This window comes from Yoonia tamlensis (assembly GCF_900115105.1).
GTDB lineage: Bacteria > Pseudomonadota > Alphaproteobacteria > Rhodobacterales > Rhodobacteraceae > Yoonia > Yoonia tamlensis.
Genome location: NZ_FOYP01000001.1, coordinates 1,036,049 through 1,054,351, shown reverse-complemented (window position 1 = coordinate 1,054,351; position 18,303 = coordinate 1,036,049). Strand labels below are relative to the sequence as shown.

Annotated in this window: 20 protein-coding genes; 12 read left to right on the top strand and 8 right to left on the bottom strand. The window is 55.9% G+C overall.

Annotated elements, in window-relative coordinates; translation table 11 throughout:
- The first annotated feature begins 109 nt into the window (after positions 1–109).
- From BM320_RS05480 to grxD, 6 genes are all read left to right on the top strand, one after another.
- Positions 110–1,030, top strand: coding sequence for a LysR family transcriptional regulator (locus BM320_RS05480; protein WP_090197442.1), 921 nt, complete (start codon positions 110–112; stop codon positions 1,028–1,030).
- Between the two features lie 308 nt (positions 1,031–1,338).
- A complete protein-coding gene (locus BM320_RS05475; RefSeq protein WP_131802295.1) occupies positions 1,339–1,761 on the top strand; it encodes a hypothetical protein in 423 nt (140 codons plus the stop codon).
- Positions 1,762–2,343: 582 nt separating this feature from the next.
- A complete protein-coding gene (locus BM320_RS05470; RefSeq protein ID WP_090197436.1) occupies positions 2,344–2,868 on the top strand; it encodes a hypothetical protein in 525 nt (174 codons plus the stop codon).
- Positions 2,869–2,967: 99 nt separating this feature from the next.
- Complete coding sequence (purL, locus tag BM320_RS05465; protein ID WP_090197433.1) at positions 2,968–5,127, top strand: phosphoribosylformylglycinamidine synthase subunit PurL; 2,160 nt, start codon at positions 2,968–2,970, stop codon at positions 5,125–5,127.
- 74 nt (positions 5,128–5,201) lie between these two features.
- Positions 5,202–5,432, top strand: coding sequence for a BolA/IbaG family iron-sulfur metabolism protein (locus tag BM320_RS05460; RefSeq protein ID WP_090200385.1), 231 nt, complete (start codon positions 5,202–5,204; stop codon positions 5,430–5,432).
- Positions 5,433–5,507: 75 nt separating this feature from the next.
- Entirely contained in the window at positions 5,508–5,867 is a 360-nt protein-coding gene (grxD, locus tag BM320_RS05455) for a Grx4 family monothiol glutaredoxin (RefSeq protein WP_090197431.1), read from the top strand.
- A 63-nt stretch (positions 5,868–5,930) separates the two neighbouring features.
- Here the strand turns inward: grxD and BM320_RS05450 are convergent, their stop codons facing one another.
- Complete coding sequence (locus BM320_RS05450) at positions 5,931–6,314, bottom strand: cell division protein ZapA (protein ID WP_090197426.1); 384 nt, start codon at positions 6,312–6,314, stop codon at positions 5,931–5,933.
- Positions 6,301–6,768, bottom strand: coding sequence for a hypothetical protein (locus BM320_RS05445; protein WP_090197423.1), 468 nt, complete (start codon positions 6,766–6,768; stop codon positions 6,301–6,303). The genes BM320_RS05450 and BM320_RS05445 overlap by 14 nt, the downstream gene beginning before the upstream one ends.
- A 237-nt stretch (positions 6,769–7,005) precedes the next feature.
- Between BM320_RS05445 and tkt the strand changes: the two genes are divergently transcribed.
- Together tkt and BM320_RS05435 are read left to right on the top strand one after the other, a co-directional pair.
- Positions 7,006–9,024: a transketolase gene (gene tkt / locus BM320_RS05440; protein ID WP_090197421.1), complete on the top strand. Its 2,019-nt coding sequence runs from the start codon at positions 7,006–7,008 to the stop codon at positions 9,022–9,024.
- A gap of 15 nt (positions 9,025–9,039) precedes the next feature.
- The gene (locus BM320_RS05435; RefSeq protein ID WP_090197418.1) at positions 9,040–9,639 is read left to right on the top strand and encodes a DUF4329 domain-containing protein; all 600 of its coding nucleotides are present in this window, start codon (positions 9,040–9,042) and stop codon (positions 9,637–9,639) included.
- Positions 9,640–9,752: 113 nt separating this feature from the next.
- Here the strand turns inward: BM320_RS05435 and BM320_RS05430 are convergent, their stop codons facing one another.
- A complete protein-coding gene (locus BM320_RS05430) occupies positions 9,753–10,502 on the bottom strand; it encodes an outer membrane protein (protein WP_090197415.1) in 750 nt (249 codons plus the stop codon).
- Positions 10,503–10,935: 433 nt separating this feature from the next.
- Between BM320_RS05430 and gap (BM320_RS05425) the strand changes: the two genes are divergently transcribed.
- A complete protein-coding gene (gene gap, locus BM320_RS05425) occupies positions 10,936–11,937 on the top strand; it encodes a type I glyceraldehyde-3-phosphate dehydrogenase (protein ID WP_090197410.1) in 1,002 nt (333 codons plus the stop codon).
- Here the strand turns inward: gap (BM320_RS05425) and BM320_RS05420 are convergent.
- Positions 11,934–12,446 carry a GNAT family N-acetyltransferase gene (locus BM320_RS05420; RefSeq protein WP_090197408.1) on the bottom strand — a complete coding sequence of 171 codons (513 nt, stop codon included), beginning with the start codon at positions 12,444–12,446 and terminating at the stop codon, positions 11,934–11,936. The genes gap (BM320_RS05425) and BM320_RS05420 overlap by 4 nt on opposite strands.
- A gap of 57 nt (positions 12,447–12,503) precedes the next feature.
- On the opposite strand from BM320_RS05420, the gene BM320_RS16355 reads away from it, so the two are divergent.
- Both BM320_RS16355 and gap (BM320_RS05415) read left to right on the top strand, forming a co-directional pair.
- The gene (locus BM320_RS16355) at positions 12,504–12,647 is read left to right on the top strand and encodes a hypothetical protein (RefSeq protein ID WP_165614993.1); all 144 of its coding nucleotides are present in this window, start codon (positions 12,504–12,506) and stop codon (positions 12,645–12,647) included.
- Positions 12,648–12,721: 74 nt separating this feature from the next.
- The gene (gene gap / locus BM320_RS05415) at positions 12,722–13,723 is read left to right on the top strand and encodes a type I glyceraldehyde-3-phosphate dehydrogenase (RefSeq protein ID WP_090197406.1); all 1,002 of its coding nucleotides are present in this window, start codon (positions 12,722–12,724) and stop codon (positions 13,721–13,723) included.
- A gap of 59 nt (positions 13,724–13,782) precedes the next feature.
- Here gap (BM320_RS05415) and coaD read toward each other — a convergent pair whose 3' ends face one another.
- The 3 genes from coaD to BM320_RS05400 all read right to left on the bottom strand — a co-directional run bounded on the left by coaD (position 13,783) and on the right by BM320_RS05400 (position 15,716).
- Positions 13,783–14,277 (bottom strand): pantetheine-phosphate adenylyltransferase, encoded by a 495-nt coding sequence (gene coaD / locus BM320_RS05410; RefSeq protein ID WP_090197403.1) that lies wholly within the window; start codon positions 14,275–14,277, stop codon positions 13,783–13,785.
- A 64-nt stretch (positions 14,278–14,341) separates the two neighbouring features.
- A complete protein-coding gene (locus tag BM320_RS05405) occupies positions 14,342–14,776 on the bottom strand; it encodes a CBS domain-containing protein (protein WP_090197400.1) in 435 nt (144 codons plus the stop codon).
- Between the two features lie 37 nt (positions 14,777–14,813).
- A complete protein-coding gene (locus BM320_RS05400; protein ID WP_090197398.1) occupies positions 14,814–15,716 on the bottom strand; it encodes a LysR family transcriptional regulator in 903 nt (300 codons plus the stop codon).
- Positions 15,717–15,811: 95 nt separating this feature from the next.
- Here BM320_RS05400 and BM320_RS05395 point away from each other — a divergent pair, with 95 nt between their 5' ends.
- Positions 15,812–17,311, top strand: a complete 1,500-nt coding sequence (locus BM320_RS05395) for a CoA-acylating methylmalonate-semialdehyde dehydrogenase (RefSeq protein ID WP_090197395.1) — start codon at positions 15,812–15,814, stop codon at positions 17,309–17,311.
- Here BM320_RS05395 and BM320_RS05390 read toward each other — a convergent pair.
- Positions 17,295–18,170 carry a hypothetical protein gene (locus BM320_RS05390; RefSeq protein ID WP_131802293.1) on the bottom strand — a complete coding sequence of 292 codons (876 nt, stop codon included), beginning with the start codon at positions 18,168–18,170 and terminating at the stop codon, positions 17,295–17,297. The two genes, BM320_RS05395 and BM320_RS05390, sit on opposite strands and share 17 nt — an antisense overlap.
- Between the last annotated feature and the right edge of the window lie 133 nt (positions 18,171–18,303).

The window sequence follows — 18,303 nt, the reverse complement described above, 5'->3', positions numbered from 1 at the left end:
GCAGTTTTTCGAAAATCCGCTTATGAGGATGTAACCAGTTTGCAACCGTTATCTGAGATAGCGTAGACAGGTAGGTAACGACACGATGGTCATTCACAAGTAGGAACATATGGACTGGGACAAGCTACGGATTTTTCACGCTGTTGCCGACGCGGGGTCACTGACCCATGCGGGCGATACGCTGCACCTGTCGCAATCCGCTGTCAGCCGCCAAATTCGCGCGCTCGAAGAATCCTTGAACACGACATTGTTCCACCGCCATGCGCGCGGATTGATCCTGACCGAACAGGGTGAACTGCTGTTTGACGCGACAAAATCAATGAACAAGCGGCTGGATGCAGCGGCGGCGCGTATCAAGGACAGTGAAGAAGAAGTCTTTGGCGAATTGCGTGTCACCACGACAACAGGGTTTGGCACGATGTGGCTGGCGCCGCGTCTGCCCAAACTCTATGAAAAATATCCCGATCTGAAAATTGATCTGATGCTTGAAGAACGGGTGCTTGATCTGCCAATGCGCGAGGCAGATGTCGCTATTCGGATGAAAGAGCCATCGCAGGCGGATCTGATCCGCAAACGTCTGATGTCTGTGCGCATGCGTCTTTATGCGTCGCGCGAATATATCGAAAAGAACGGGATGATAAATGATGTCGAAGACATCGCAAACCACCGTCTGATCTGCCAAAGCCCCAATTCAACCCAAGTCAGCGCCGGCGCGACACTGGTGCAACACCTGATGACCTATGACGTGCATAGCCTGTTTACGGTGAACAACTACTTTGGCGTTTTGCAGGGCGTTGTGAACAATCTGGGCGTTGGCGTGCTGCCCGATTATCTGGTCGAAGATTTCCCGCATATGGTCCGCATTCTGCCCGACCTGCAAAGCGGTGAGGTGCCGGTTTTTCTGGCCTATCCGGAAGAGCTGCGGCAGTCCAAACGCATCAGCGCCTTTCGCGATTTCGTCCAGGACGAAATCTTTGCGCATCGCCGCAAACTGCGCGAAGCAACCCAATCTGACGAGGGTGCAGATTAACCAAATTACCCAAATTTCGGCATGATTTCAAAAACTTGGTTAACGAGGGGGCCACGGGTCTGTGCCGCCGCACGTTTACCAATTGTTAAACATTTCATTGGTTGCAGGGCCGCATTGCGCTACATTTGAACTGCGCCCACAGCGGGCCAAAGCGTAACAAGTAATCCAGCATCAGCGGACCACGCCACACCTTTTGTGTGCCCAAGTTCGCCATGCTTTTTAGATGGGTGTTAACGATGAATATGTTGAAAAAGGCCGCGTTAGCGGTGTGTCTTCTTGTACCCTCTCAGCTGTGGGCGTGGGATTTTATGCCCGACGAAATCCGCGTGCCGCTTGGCAGCCGCCATGTGAACAACCAGATGGATGTTGACCTGAATGAAATCAATCCGGGTTTCGCGCTGACATGGAACGGCGGTTGGGCCGATATTACCGCCGGATCCCTGCGCAACAGTTTTCACAATACGGCCCCTTTTATCACCATTTCCCGCGATTTTTGGGAGGGTGAACATTGCAGCCTTGCCGGTTTTGTTGGCACAGCGCATTACCCCGAACTTAGTGATACGGTGCAATTCCAACACAACGGCTGGATTCCGATTGGCGGGCTGCACAGTGAATGCGGACCGTTCTTTGTGCAGGCCATGCCCGGGCGCGGATTGATCGGCGGGCCGTCCGGCAAAGCCCATTCAGATGTTATTCTGGTTTTCGGGCTGACCTTGGACATCGGGAACTAAACCGCTTTATGCGCTGGGCAAATCAGAGCTATGCACCCATAGCATAACGGGTTTGCGCAAAAACCTAGGCATTTTTCTTGATTGCTCAATATTTACGCCTTATCTGACCCCTCGAAGGCAATGATGCTTATACGCTCATCGCTTTCACCTCCCTGTTGGACTTCGCCGGGCCCTGTGCCCGGCATTTTTTTTGCTCCGCTTAAATTGACGGAGAATCTGCGTGCGACGAATCATCGCATTGCAAAAATCAGAAACGATCTAGGCGAGAACCTGCAACCACGCCAAAATCGAACACAATGCGCCATATTTTCACCACATTTCCCACAAGTCACCGCAGGCATCATGAAAATGCACATAGATGCAGCAGCACAAACCACAAGTTACGACAATTGAACAATTTTTTTAATCAAATCGATAAATAAACAATCCTAACTTGCATACAATTTGGCACTAATACCGCTTAAGATTGTTATTTTCCTTTTCAAACCCAGGGTTTGGGCACAGACTTGAATTACCGAAGGCGGCGCATTTGGCCGCGCCGCAAGGTAGTTTAGTCTCTATTTTCATGAAAGGTGGCCCAAAATGACGTTTTCTCAGAAATCACAGACTGGCTTGCTGGCGATCCTCGTTGCACTTGCTGCACCTGCCAATGCACTTGATATTGGTGTTGACGTTAACCTTGGTGGCGGTGGCGCGGGCGTAGGCGTTAGCATCGGCGGCAGCGCAGAGGTTGGCGTCTCAATTGGCGGCGGTGGTGCTGGCGGCGGTGGCGGTGCGGGCGGCGTTGACATCGGCGTGGGCACCGAAGGCGGCGGCACCTACATCGCCGGCGTTGATCCGACCCTTGTGCCCCCCCTCGCACCCGAAGTCGCGCTTGGGCTTGGCATCATTGGCTCATCTGTATGGTCACATGACAGCCAACTTGTTGGCATGGTGACGGGCATAGAACGGCAACTTGATGACAAGGTTATCGTGCGTGTTGAAGCGGCTGACAGCTTTGGCGCGCCATATAATGTGCTGCGCTTTCAGGTGGCCACAAAATCGTTCACTGACCATCAGCTGATGCTGCCACAAGATCGGGCAGAACTGCTTGCGCAGCTCGGCTAAGAGCCACGATCGAACCTCCTAAGCAATTGTTGCGCTGTTGGCCCTTCCAACCAGCGCAACAAGGCCTTACAAGGCCGCAAACCTGCTTGGGAGACGACCATGACCGAACCAATGATCACCGAAGACCTGATTGCTTCTCACGGGTTATCGCCCGATGAATACAAGCGCATCCTAGAGATCATTGGGCGTGAACCCAGTTTCACCGAGCTGGGCATTTTTTCGGCCATGTGGAACGAACATTGTTCTTATAAATCTTCCAAAAAATGGCTGCGCACCCTGCCCACAACAGGCCCCCAAGTTATCTGCGGCCCTGGCGAAAACGCAGGTGTCGTTGATATTGGTGACGGCCAAGCAGTTGTTTTCAAAATGGAAAGCCATAACCACCCGTCCTACATCGAACCCTATCAGGGCGCTGCCACAGGCGTGGGTGGTATTTTGCGCGACGTATTCACCATGGGCGCGCGCCCGATTGCGGCGATGAATTCACTGTCGTTCGGGCAGCCTGATCACCCCAAAACCCGCCAGCTGGTCAATGGTGTTGTCGCGGGTGTTGGCGGCTACGGCAACTGTTTTGGCGTGCCGATGGTTGGCGGCGAAGTCCGGTTTGACCCTGCCTATAACGGCAACTGTCTGGTGAACGCATTTGCTGCGGGCCTCGCCGATGCCGATAAGATTTTCTATTCTGCGGCGTCAGGTGTCGGCATGCCTGTCGTTTACTTGGGCGCAAAAACAGGTCGTGACGGTGTTGGCGGTGCGACAATGGCGTCAGCCGAATTTGACGACACAATCGAAGAAAAACGCCCCACCGTACAGGTTGGCGACCCGTTCACCGAAAAACGTCTGATGGAAGCCACTCTGGAGCTGATGGCAACCGGCGCGGTGATTTCCATTCAGGATATGGGCGCTGCGGGCCTGACCTGTTCGGCCGTTGAAATGGGCGATAAAGGCGGGCTGGGTGTCAAGCTGATGCTTGAAAACGTGCCACAACGCGAAGAAAACATGACCGCCTATGAAATGATGCTGTCCGAATCCCAAGAACGGATGCTGATGGTCCTGAAACCAGAACTGGAGGCCGAAGCCCGTGCCGTGTTCGAAAAATGGGATCTCGATTTCGCCATCGTCGGCGAAACCATCGCCGAGGACCGGTTTATCGTGTTGCACAATGGCGAAGTGAAAGCAGATTTGCCATTGGCGACCCTTTCAGGTTCTGCCCCTGAATATGACCGGCCATGGGTGCCAACGCCGGCGGCTGCGCCGCTCTTGGACGCGCCACAGGTGGACCCGATTGACGGGTTGAAAACCTTGATCAGCAGCCCCAATTACGCGGGCAAACAATGGGTCTATGAACAATACGACCAGCAGGTCATGGGCGATACCACCCGCACGCCTGGTGCCGGATCGGGCATCGTGCGCGTGCATGGCACCGATAAATTGCTGGCCTTTACCAGCGATGTTACCCCGCGCTACGTCAAGGCCAATCCGGTTGAAGGCGGCAAGCAGGCCGTCGCCGAAGCCTACCGCAACCTGACAGCAGTGGGCGCGACCCCGCTTGCGACGACGGACAACATGAACTTTGGCAACCCTGAAAAGCCCGAGATCATGGGCCAGTTTGTGGGCGCGATCCAGGGGATCAGTGCAGCGGTTGCGGCGCTTGATATGCCGATCGTTTCGGGCAACGTGTCGCTTTACAATGAAACAGACGGTAGCGGCATCTTGCCAACCCCGACAATCGGCGCCGTCGGAATCATTCGCGAAAGCAAAAACCTGATCAACGGGCAAATCCGCGAGGGGCATGTTTTGCTGCTGGTGGGTGAAACCAAAGGGCATCTGGGACAATCCGCGCTTCTGGCCGAACAGTTTGGCCGCGCCGAAGGTGATGCGCCCCCCGTTGATCTTGCGGACGAGAAAAGCAACGGCGATTTCATCCGCGCCAACCACGCCATGATCACCGCCTGCACCGATCTGAGCGATGGCGGGCTTGCGCTTGCCGCGTTCGAACTGGCCGAAAAGGCGGGCGTGGGCGTCAGCATTGATGCCGAAGACACGCCGACACTTTTCGGCGAAGATCAGGCGCGCTATTTGATCGGCTGCAATTTTGATATGGCCGAAGCCCTGATGGTTGCCGCCGCCGATGCAGGCGTGCCGGTCGCGATGGTCGGCAAAGTCGGCGGTGAGACTGTCAGCTTTGGCGCGCAATCAGCGCCACTGGCCGACCTCTCCGCCATTTTCCGCGGCGCGTTTGCTGCAGCGGTCGCGTAAAACTTCACGGGGTGGCCTCTTGCCGCCCCGCCATGACGGACCTAAATTACTGGTAACCGACCAAAGGAATGCGCATGCCGATTACAACCACCGAAATCGAATCCCTGCTTCGGGCCAAATTCCCGAATGCGACCATTACCGTTCACGGCGACGATGGCGCGCATTTCGCAGCCGAGGTGATTGACGAAAGCTTTCGCGGGCTGAACCGCATCCAGCAACAACGTGCTGTCAATGCAGCACTGAAAGAACAGATCGACAGCGGCGCCTTGCACGCGCTCGCGCTGACGACCAAAGCGCCCGCATAACACGCCAAATTTTGGCACAAAATTTGCGCCCAAAGTCTCGATGAGACTTTGGCACCTGATCAGAGGATACCGACCATGACCGCAGAAACCCAAATCAAAGAAACCGTCACCAACAACGATGTAGTGCTGTTCATGAAAGGCACAAAGACCATGCCGCAATGCGGGTTTTCATCCCGTGTGGCTGGTGTTTTGAATTTCATGAGCGTCGATTACGCCGATGTGAACGTGCTTGCAGACGAAGAAATCCGCCAAGGCATCAAGGATTATTCCGACTGGCCAACCATTCCGCAGCTTTACGTCAAAGGCGAATTTGTCGGCGGCTGTGATATCATCACCGAAATGATGCTGTCAGGCGAACTGGACACATTGTTTGCGGACAATGGCGTCGCGTTCGACAAAAACGCAGCCGACCAAATCCGCGAAGCCAACGCATAACCAATTATCTGGAATGCCCCGCGCCCGTTTTACAGGCCGGCGCGGGGCAATCCATTTTTTCGCCTAGCGGTTCACCTGATCGGCCAGCGCTTCGGCGCGGGCGGCGATTTCGGCCAATGCTTCGGTCACGCTTGCGGGCACAACGGGCACTTCGACACGTTCTGGCAGTGGTGCGGGTTTTTCCTCGAGCGCTGTAATCTGCGCGCGCAGCGCTGCGGCCTCGGTGGTCAGCGTCTGCACCCGATCTTCCAGCCCTGCCGTCTTATCCGCGAGCATAAGACCCGCCATCAGAAGCATCCGCGCTTCGGGCATCCGGCCAATCTGGCCGGACAGATGCGCAGCTTCAGCGTCCAGCATTGCCGCTGCGGATTGCAAGAATTGCTCTTCGCCTGTTTGGCAGGCGACCTCGAATGTGCGCCCCCCTATCGTAATCTCAACCTGCGGCATGGGTTTTCTCCTCTACCAATGGTTTGAGTTCTGACAAAATCGCATCAATTTCAACGGCTTCCGCCGTGCGTTGGTCTTGTAGGGCCTGCAGCTCTGCGGCGACGGCAGCATTCACCAGTTCGGGCGCCAACCCTTCGGTCACGGCTTCGCGCAGCTTTGCATTGATGTCGCGCATTTGCGCGTTGGACGACCGCAAGGTTTGCATCTGCGCATCATAAGACGCCAGTTGCGCCCGCTGTTTTTCGACCCGCTCGGTCAGACTGGCGACTTGTGTGTCCTGCCGTTCCTTGAGCGCGCGCACACGTGCAACCAATTCCGCGTTTGTGGCCCGCTCGGCCGCGAGGGCTGCGCGCAGCTCTGCATCGGTGTCGCGCATTGACTGGGCTTCAACGCCCTGCCTGATCCGGTCCAGAGCCGCGGTTATCCGGCTTTCCAATGCGCTAATACTACTCATCTGCTCGTCCTCTAGGCCGCAACATCCCACGGGCTATTTGTGATCCGAAGCGCGCTGCCATCCGCGCGCCATCCGAATCGTGGCTCTTGCATTGCAGACTATGCCATCATTGCGGCCGCGGCAAATCACAGCTGTCTTTTCATTTGAACGACTTAACCGTCACGCTTGATCTTAGGCTTCACCCTGATATGACGCTTTCAAGCAAGACATTTACCTTTTTGAACAGGATGTGACCCCTTGGATATCAAAGCCCTACGCACTGCCCACCCCGATCACTGGAACAAAGCCGCTGCTATTCGCACCCTGACGCTTGATGCGGTTGCGGCTGCAAACTCTGGCCACTCCGGCATGCCGATGGGCATGGCCGATGTGGCAACCGTGCTTTTTGAAAAGCATCTGAATTTTGATCCCAAAGCCCCTGCATGGCCTGACCGTGACCGGTTTATTCTGTCCGCTGGCCACGGATCGATGTTGCTCTATGCGCTGATGTATCTGACCGGCTACGAAGATATCACCCTGCAACAAATCAAGGATTTCCGCCAATGGGGCGCGAAAACCGCAGGGCACCCTGAATATGGCCATGCACGCGGTATTGAAACCACCACAGGTCCATTGGGCCAGGGCATTGCCAATTCGGTCGGTTTTGCCATCGCCGAAGAAATCCAGCGCGCAACCTGGGGCAAAAAGATCGTTGATCACCAGACCTATGTGATTGCGGGCGACGGCTGCCTGATGGAAGGCGTCAGCCAAGAGGCCATCGGTCTTGCCGGTATGCAAAAGCTGGGACACCTTTGTGTGTTCTGGGACAATAACAACATCACCATCGACGGCACCGTCGATATGGCCGATATCACCAACCAGCCTGCCCGCTTTGCGGCAAGCGGCTGGCATGTGCAGGAAATCGACGGCCATGACCCTGTGGCGATTGATGCAGCCATCATCGCCGCCAAGGCCGATCCGCGCCCGTCGATGATTGCCTGCAAGACCCACATCGCATTGGGCCACGCCGCGCAAGACACATCCAAAGGCCACGGCGCCCTGACCAACCCTGAGCAGCTGCAAGCGGCTAAGGAACTCTATGGCGCGCCCTTGGGTGCCTTCGAAGTCCCTGCCGAGGTCAAAGCCGCATGGGAAGCCATCGGCGCACGCGGTGCCGCAACCCGCGCCGATTGGGAAACCCGCTTTGCCACGTTGTCAGACACAAAGCAGGCCGAGTTTAACCGCGCCTATGCGGGCGAGGCACCGAAAAAACTGTCGGCCACCATCCGCGCGTTGAAAAAGCAGATCAGCACAGACCAGCCCAAGGTCGCAACACGCAAATCATCCGAGCTGACATTGCAGGCGGTAAACCCGATCATGCAAGAAACGATCGGCGGATCTGCGGACCTTACTGGGTCAAACAACACGCTGACGGCGGATATGGGTATCTTTAACCCCGAAAACCGCAAAGGCCGCTACATCTATTACGGTGTGCGCGAACACGGCATGGCCGCTGCAATGAACGGAATGGCACTGCACGGTGGCGCACGGCCTTACGGCGGCACATTCATGTGCTTTACCGATTACGCGCGCGGGTCGATGCGCCTGTCCGCGCTGATGGGTATTCCGACTACTTATGTCATGACCCACGATAGCATCGGGCTTGGCGAAGACGGGCCAACCCACCAGCCGGTTGAACATCTTGCAATGTTGCGCGCAACGCCCAATACACATGTGTTCCGCCCTGCGGACACCGTGGAAACAGCCGAAGCCTGGGAAATGGCCCTGACATCAACCAGCACCCCGTCTGTGCTGTGCCTGTCGCGCCAAAACCTGCCAACCGTGCGCACCGAACACAAGACCAAGAACCTGACAGCCCAAGGTGCCTATGTGCTGGCCGATGCCGAAGGCAAACGTCAGGCCATCATCATGGCGACAGGCTCCGAGGTCGAAATCGCACTTGCCGCGCGTGATCTGCTGCAGGCCGAAGGCATCGGGACACGTGTTGTTTCCATGCCCTGCTGGGAGCTGTTCGAAGCCCAAGACGAAGCCTACCGCCGCAAGGTTTTGCCCGCAGGCCCCGTGCGGGTCGCGGTCGAGGCAGGCGTGCGACTTGGCTGGGACAAATGGCTGATGGGCGAACGCGGCAACAACAAAAAGGCCGGTTTTGTCGGCATGCCCGGATTTGGGGCCTCTGCCCCTGCGGAACGTCTGTTCGAAGAATTCGGGATCACCGCAAAAGACACGGCTGACATGGTCAAGTCACTGATCAAATAAGCAAAAGGCACCGCTTTGATTTATCACATCCGGATCACAGCGGTGCCGCTTTTGCTGGGCCTCGCGCTGGCAAGCTGCACGGCCCCGCAGACGCAAACGCCGATTGGCACCGCGTCCAAGATCATCCAATCCGCACCACAAACGGCACCTGTCACAGCGCCTGTCGTAACCAGCGCTGTTGATGCCTATGCCAAGACCCTGCTTGATGCTTTGCAGCCGCGTTCCATTGCAGAATCGCGTGAATATTGCGGCTATATCTACAGGCGGGCCGACGGCGGGCTGGCGGCGACCCCTGCCATACCGGGCGACGAAGCCTCTTGCGATCTGCCCTACCCGTCGCAAAATACTGTTGCCTCCTACCATACGCACGGATCCTATTCGCGGTCCTATGATAACGAAGTGCCATCAACCGGAGATCTGCGTTCCGATTTTGCATTTGGTACAGACGGCTATGTCAGCACACCCGGCGGGCGGCTGTGGCGTGTCGATCACCGCCAACGGATCGCCATCCTGATATGCGGCCCGCTATGCATTTACGCCGACCCGCGCGACGACCCTTCGGATGCAGGCCATGTCGCGCAAAGCTATACGCTCGGGCAGTTGCAGCGGCGTTAGCGCAACTTGGCAGGTCAAGACAGGGATCATGGCTACCAAGCGTCCGAAACGGGACCCCCTGAAAACAAAAAAGGGCGCTTTCGCGCCCTCTTGCCGTTGTTACAATGCCGGAACTAGAAGTGGTAGTTCACACCAAAACGAACGATAGTAGCGTCGATTGCCGTTGCGCCGCAGGGGTCACCGCAAGGATCATTTGCAGCCTCGACAAGCTCTTCGGATTCGAAAAAGTAGAGCGCCTCTGCTTTTAGCGAAAGGCCTGAATTCATCATGTATTCGACACCAAGGCCCGCAACTGGCGTTGTCACGCGTGCGGTGTTCATGGTTGCCGGATCAAATTCGGGAAAGCCGACTTCGACTTCCAATGCCCCAACGCCGGCAGTTGCGTAGGGCAGCCACTGACCTGTGGCGTATCCAACACGACCACGCAACGTCGCCGCGGCTAGAATATCCGTGCGGCACTCGCCGATGCCGCATCCGTAGTCAATCGTGCTTTCTGCGCCGCCTTCGGCAGATGCTTTGGAAATATCGGCTTCGACACCATAGACAAGATTGCCGCGCTGCCAGTTGTAGCCGGCTGTCAGGCCGAAAATTGTACCTTCTGGTGCGGGCATCGGCAGATCACGGTCACTTGGATTACCTTCACAGGTATCATCATATCCGTCCTCACAAAATAAGGATGAGCCTGAAACGCCACCTAGCGTCCCGCCTGCATAAGCACCTGACCAGTCAGTCACAGCGGCTGCTTGCGGGGCAACAACAGCAGTTTCCACAATCGGTTCGGCCAATGAACCAGCAAACGCAGGCTGTACCAACAATACGCTGGCGCCGGCCAGCAATGAATTCTTGAGCAATTGTAGTTTCATGGATTTGCACTTCTCTTTTACTAATACACTTAGTTAGATATCCATTCTGCGCGTACAATTTTCGCGACCGCACCGACCACAAAGATAACTATCTAACCTGACCTTACGTTAACGAATTCTTAATACTTTTGCGACGGCTGTTTTTGCAAGTGCAGCATAATCGGTTTCCGGTTGTCGCATTTTTCCAACATTTGCATCAGGACAACCAACGCCGTCCCCTTCCTGAATTTTCTACAGCGCATTTATTCTGACTTCCGGTCATGAAACCTTGTAGACACAGCGTATTGCCGCAATCGCAATTTGTTAGCGAAAACGGTTAGCGCAACCATTGCAAGTTAACGCTAACAGTTTGAAAAATAGTCATTTTTAGGGTTTTCAGAACCGTTTTCATTGCCTATCGACCCCATAACGCAAAGTTGGGGGGGACGAAGCCATGACAGTTACCATCGGGATCAACGGGTTTGGCCGCATCGGCCGCTGCACATTGGCACATATCGCCGAGGCCGCGCGCAATGACGTGCAAGTCGTCAAGATCAACGCCACCGGCCCGATTGAAACCAACGCGCATCTGCTAAAATATGACAGCGTGCATGGCCGCTTTGGCAGCCCGATCAAAGTTTCTGGCAACACGATTGATCTGGGCCGCGGCCCGATTGATGTGATGTCGACCTATAACCCCGAGGAACTGGATTGGTCGGGCGTGGATGTCGTGCTGGAATGCACGGGCAAATTCAATGACGGCGAAAAATCTGCGGTGCATCTGGAACGCGGCGCGAAAAAAGTGCTGATTTCGGCCCCGGCATCGCGCGTTGACCGCACGGTCGTTTACGGTGTGAACCACCGCGATCTGATCGCGGGCGAACGGATGGTATCAAACGGGTCATGCACCACCAATTGTCTTGCGCCGCTGGCCAAGGTGCTGAATGACACCATCGGCATTGAACGCGGGATCATGACAACGATCCACAGCTACACTGGTGACCAGCCGACGCTGGACCGGCGCCACAAGGATCTTTACCGCGCGCGCGCCGCTGCAATGGCGATGATCCCGACATCCACCGGTGCGGCCAAGGCGCTGGGTGACGTGCTGCCAGAACTGGCGGGCAAGCTGGACGGCACCGCAATGCGCGTCCCCACGCCCAACGTCAGCGCCGTTGATCTGACATTCGAGGCCGGCAAATCCGTCACTGTGGCCGATGTAAACGCCATCGTCGCCGAGGCCGCAGGCGGTTACATGGGCATGGTCATGGCCTATGATGACGAAGCCAAGGTCAGCATCGACTTTAACCACACCACACAATCGTGCATCTTTGCGCCCGACCAGACCAAAGTCGTCGGCGGCAAGACCGTGCGGGTTCTGGCATGGTACGACAATGAATGGGGATTTTCGGCGCGCATGGCCGATGTTGCGGCCACGATGGGGCGTCTGCACTAACCCGCAATTACCCGCGCAAATGCAAGCATGCCTTCCGACTGCGCGGGCTGCTGTTCAAACCCCGCCTTGCGCAGCACATGTGCAGAGGCGGGGTTTGTCGTTGCGACCCCCGCCAAAAGCGTGGCCGGAGGGGGCGTTGCGGCTAAAAGCCCGCGCAGCAGTTCCGTCGCATAACCCTGCCCCCAAGTATTTTGTGCAAACAGATAGCCAAGATGGATTGCCGCATCAGGTGCAGCGCGAAACAGGATCAGCAGGCCGATCATCTTGTCGTTTGTGGTCACAAGATAAACATCGCTTTCGCGCGCGCGCGCCGCGACCCAATCGGAAATACTCTCCCCCAAGGCAAGCGAAGGCGGCAAATCGCGGGTCACCTCTTTGTTCAGCAGGGCGGGCAAGTCTTGCAAGACCTTTGCATAGGCGTCTGCATCGGCCAAAGTTGTCGCCCAATGGCTGACACGCAATCGCGGCGTCCGGAAATCGGCAACAGGCGGCGTCGCTGCTTTGGGCATCGCATTTGCTTTCTCAATAGTCTTACCTTTTTAACACCTTCAGGCTAAAACTGCGCAATGACAAATTCGATCGCTCTTATTCTCGCTATTTTGATCACCGGCTTTGTGGTGACGGACCTTTATGTGATGGATTGGGGTGCGGTGCCATTCTTGTTTCGCAAGCTTGTTGCGTTCATCGAATATCTCGCATTTTGGCGCTAATGCCGATCTGCGGTTGACCTTTTGCAATAAATCGCAATGTTAGCGCCAACAAGCATCCTCTAGGAGAAACTATCATGGCCGTAAAAGTTGCCATCAACGGATTTGGCCGTATTGGCCGTAACGTATTGCGCGCAATCATTGAAAGCGGGCGCACGGATATCGAAGTTGTTGCGATCAACGACCTTGGCCCGGTGGAAACCAACGCCCATTTGCTGCGGTTTGATTCTGTTCACGGGCGTTTTCCTGGCACTGTGACAACCACAGAAACCACAATCGACGCAGGGCGCGGCCCGATCGAAGTGACTGCGATCCGCAATCCTGCGGACCTGCCTTGGTCAAATGTTGACGTGGTTCTGGAATGCACAGGGATTTTCACCAGCAAGGAAGCCTGTCAGGCGCATCTTGATAACGGGTCAAAGCGTGTGCTGATTTCCGCACCCGGTAAAGATGCCGACAAAACAATCGTGTTCGGTGTGAATGATAGCGCGCTGACCGCCGATGATATCATCGTGTCAAACGCATCTTGCACAACCAACTGCCTGTCACCTGTGGCCAAGGTTCTTAACGATGCCATCGGCATCACCAAAGGCTTTATGACCACGATCCACAGCTACACAGGCGACCAGCCAACACTGGATACAATGCACAAGGACCTCTACCGCGCACGCGCGGCGGCCCTGTCAATGATCCCGACCTCGACCGGTGCGGCCAAGGCCGTGGGTCTGGTTCTGCCCGAACTGAACGGCAAGCTTGACGGCGTCGCAATCCGCGTGCCCACCCCTAACGTGTCCGTCGTTGACCTGACTTTCGAAGCATCGCGCGCGACAACTGTCGAAGAAGTTAACGCTGCGATCATCGCTGCGGCTGATGGCCCGCTCAAGGGTATCCTTGGCTATACCGACCTGCCGATGGTCAGCTCTGACTTTAACCACGATCCGCATTCTTCGATCTTCCACCTTGACCAAACCAAGGTGCTGGACGGCAATATGGTGCGTATCCTGACATGGTACGACAACGAATGGGGCTTCTCTAACCGGATGAGCGATACAGCCGTTGCGATGGGCAAACTGATCTAGGCGAAGCATTCTTGCGAACGCAGGGCCGGCCCGTTGGGTCGGCCTTTTGCGTTTTGGGATTAAGCGCCGAAGCGGTCCGTCAGTGCAGCGTTGACAGCCGGCGTCACGAATTTCGACACATCCCCGCCAAGCCGCGCAATTTCTTTGACCAGCTTCGAGGCAATGGCCTGATTCTTGGCGTCAGCCATCAAAAACACGGTTTCAATCGTGTCATTCATCGCGCGGTTCATGCCAACCATTTGAAATTCATATTCAAAATCAGCAACAGCGCGCAGCCCGCGAATGATCACGCCAGCACCAACATCGCGTGCGCAGTCAATCAATAGGTTTTCAAACGGGTGAACAACAATTTCGCATTTATGCGCACGGCCAAGCGGCACACATTCTGTCTCGACCATGGCTACACGTTCTTCGAGCGAAAAAAGCGGGCCTTTGTCGCGGTTGATGGCGACACCGATGACCAGCCGGTCAACCAAGCTGCACGCGCGGCGAATAATGTCGACATGGCCATGCGTGACCGGATCAAAAGTACCGGGATAAAGTCCAACACGCATGGTGCACCTCGTAAATTTTTATTTCGCCACACGCAATATTATTACGGGCCAAAATGCAAGGGCGCTAATGGCCCATAATCATACCTTCAAGCGCATCTTTTTCCATTGCCAGCTCGGACAGGCGGGCTTTGACCATATCGCCGATCGAAATCAGGCCGATCATATTGCCGTCTTGCATGACAGGCATATGCCGGAAGCGGCCTGCGGTCATTTTTTCAAGCACAACATCCGCTTGCTCGTCGGGGGTGCATGTAACCAGCTTTGCGGTCATCAGTTCTGATACTTTATCCGACAGGCAAGACGCGCCACGCTTGCCCAATTCGCGGACAATATCTCGCTCTGACAAAATACCATCAAGCGACACCCCGTCCGATGAAACGACCACGGTCCCGATGCGTTTTTCAGACAGCAAAATCACAGCAGCAGAAACAGGATCACCAGGCTTTACCGACACAACGCCAGTGCTGTCTTTGGATTTTAGAATTTGGGAAACGATCATCGCGGGCTCCTTAAACGGGTTGCGTATGAAAATGGTGTCAAATCACAGGGGTATCTGTCAAGCGCGCGATTTTTTCGAGCCGCGCAACTTCGGCCTGAAGCCCGCGGGTAATTGCCGCAGCCGCTGTGTTCAACCGCTCTGATTGACGGTCGGATATGTGGCGGACCAGATAGAATGACCGCGTGAGCGCAATATCATCAACAAGGATGCGGCGCAATTCAGGCGCAAATGGCAGGGCAAAATCATGCACGATGCCGACACCCGACTGGCGCAGCATCTGCAATTGCACGGCAACCGAATTTGACGCGAGCTGCACGCCGTTTGCCCCTAGATCCCCGAGATAATCCAGTTCCTTGTCAAAAATCATATCCGGAATATAGCCAACAACCGGTTGGGATTTCAGATCCGCGCGCCGCGTAATCGCGGGTCCATCCACACGCGTTGCCAAATGCAGGTGATAGTCCGAAATGCGTTGCACGCTCAGGCGGCCGGCCACGGGCGGGCTGACGGTGATGGCCATATCTGCCTCGCGGCGCGAAAGATTCACAACGCGCGGCAGGCTAAGTATCTGGATTTCAAGCGCGGGGTTGTCCGCCTGTATCGCGGCGCAAACCTGCGGTAGCAGAAAGTTTGCCGCCCCGTCAGGCGCACCGATCCGGATCTGTCCGGTCAACCCAGAAGAGGCACCCTGCCCTTCGTCGCGCGCCAGCACCAGATGCGCCTCGGCCTCTGCCGCGCGGGTGCGCATGCGTTCGCCCAAATCCGTCAACGCATAGCCCTGCGGTGATTTCACAAATAACGACGCACCTAGCGACCGTTCCAACCGTGTAATCCGGCGGCCCAATGTTGCCGGATCCATTTTCAGGATCGGCGCGGCTCCGGTCAGGCTTTCTGCGCGGGCCACGGCCAAAAACACCCGCATGTCATCCCAATTGTCCATCCATACCTACATTTTTGCAAAATGGTTTTGATATATTCGTTCTTTTACGTCGAAAAATGCAAGGCTAAACTGCATCCAAACCAACGGAGGATTCCATGCAAGAACTGACCCATTACATCGGCGGCGCACATGTCAAAGGCACATCGGGCCGCTTTGCAGATGTCTACAACCCCGCCACCGGCGAAGTGCAGGCCAAAGTGCCGCTCGCCAATGCGGATGAGTTGGCGCAAGCCGTTGAAATAGCGTCCAAAGCACAGGTTACATGGGCCGCCGTCAACCCGCAGCGCCGCGCGCGGGTCATGATGAAATTTGTCGATCTTCTGAACCGCGATATGGATAGACTCGCCGAAGCACTGTCGCGCGAGCACGGCAAGACCCTGCCGGATGCCGCAGGCGACGTGCAGCGCGGGCTGGAAGTTGTCGAATACTGCATCGGCGCGCCGCAGATGCTGAAGGGTGAATTCACCGATGCAGCCGGCCCCGGCATTGATATGTATTCGATGAAACAAGCGCTTGGCGTTTGTGCAGGGATCACGCCGTTCAACTTTCCGGCGATGATCCCGATGTGGATGTTTGCACCAGCCATCGCATGCGGCAATGCGTTTATCCTCAAACCATCCGAACGCGATCCATCCGTGCCGCTGATGCTGGCTGAATTGATGGAGGAAGCGGGATTGCCCAAAGGCATTCTGCAGGTCGTCAATGGCGATAAAGAAGCTGTCGACGCGATCCTTGATCATGAAGTGATCCAGTCTGTCGGCTTTGTCGGGTCAACCCCGATTGCGGAATATATCTATGGGCGCGGCTGTTCCAACGGCAAGCGTGTGCAATGTTTTGGCGGCGCCAAGAACCACATGATCATCATGCCCGATGCCGATATGGATCAGGCGGCGGATGCGCTGATCGGCGCAGGCTACGGCGCGGCGGGCGAACGCTGTATGGCGATTTCGGTGGCTGTTCCCGTCGGCGAAGAAACCGCCGACCGTCTGATCGAAAAGCTGGTGCCGCGCATCGAAAAGCTGAAAGTCGGGCCTTATACTGGCGGCAATGACGTGGACTACGGGCCGGTTGTGACTGCTGCTGCCAAGGCAAATATCCTCAAACTGATCGAAACCGGTGTCGCGCAAGGCGCAGAGCTGGTTGTCGACGGGCGCGGATTTAATTTGCAAGGCTATGAGGACGGGTTCTTTGTCGGGCCGCATCTGTTTGACCGCGTGACCAAGGACATGGATATCTACAAGAAAGAAATCTTCGGGCCTGTCCTGTCTTGCGTGCGCGCGCAATCCTATGAAGAGGCCATCGGCCTTGCCATGGATCACGAATATGGCAATGGCACCGCGATCTTTACCCGTGACGGTGACGCCGCGCGCGACTTCGCAAGCCGTATCAATGTCGGCATGGTGGGTATCAACGTCCCGATTCCTGTGCCGCTCGCCTATCACACCTTTGGCGGCTGGAAGAAATCCATGTTCGGCGATTTGAACCAACACGGACCGGATGCGTTCAAATTCTATACGCGCACGAAAACCGTCACATCGCGCTGGCCATCAGGCATCAAAGAAGGCGGCGAATTCAACTTCAAGCCGATGGAGTAGGTTTCGCGTTAAAGAACTTGTTAATGTAATGCACTACTGGGGCGATCATTTCCGGATCGTCCCAGTAATCGCCATGTGTTGTCGGATCCCAGTGTTTTGCAACGGGTTTGCCAAGATGCATCGGCACATCGCGCAATTGCCGGTCCACGACCATCTTTGAATAGCAGGGGGCTGCCGGTCCCATCGGATAGGCAAGCACGTCCTGCTTGTCGTAAAAATTTTGCCACCAAGGCGATATCTGTTGATGATCGGCCAGCGCGGAACCCGGATAGTTGATCGGCACGATGCTGTTTCGCCTATGTGCGAACAGGAACACCGGAATATTGCAACCAAAGGTCATAAAACCCGCAACCGTCTGCATATTTTCAAGCGCGCAGTCAAAACGGTGATCACCCGTTAGCCGCATAAAATTCTGCACATCATAGATATAGTTCGACATGATATGCGCGCCCAGTGAATGCGCCAGTATCAGCACCGGCCCGTTCGGCCCGATTTGTGCCGCAAGTGCGCGCATCGTCTGTTCTACGCGGCTATGTATCTGTTCATAAATCGCAGTAGAACCATCGCTGACCTTGCGATAGCTGGCCACATCCGACAGCGCGGATAGCACAAAGGCGCGGGCCGGTTCGCTGCCGGTTTTATCCCGGATCAGTTCCAGATATTCACGTTGGCGTGGTTGCAGGATGTCGGCCCAAGACACCTCTTTCCAGATGATATCTTCTGCGCGTTTTCCCAACTTGCGCATAACGCGCTGTGCCATCCCTCGCGAATAGGTTGGCTGCACAGGATCGGCCGGTTTGCTGCCGGCCTGGCTCCATACCCCGTGAATCACGACAACCCCAAGTTTTTGTCCAGCCACGGTACCATCCTTTTGCATCCTCGATGCAGCATGGACCGATCTTTCTAATTTTTCGCTAACGCTAGAAAATCTATGATCGCGCAACGCGTGGGGCCCTGCGCGGGCTGGTCTATTCAGGCAAATCCCTGCGCAC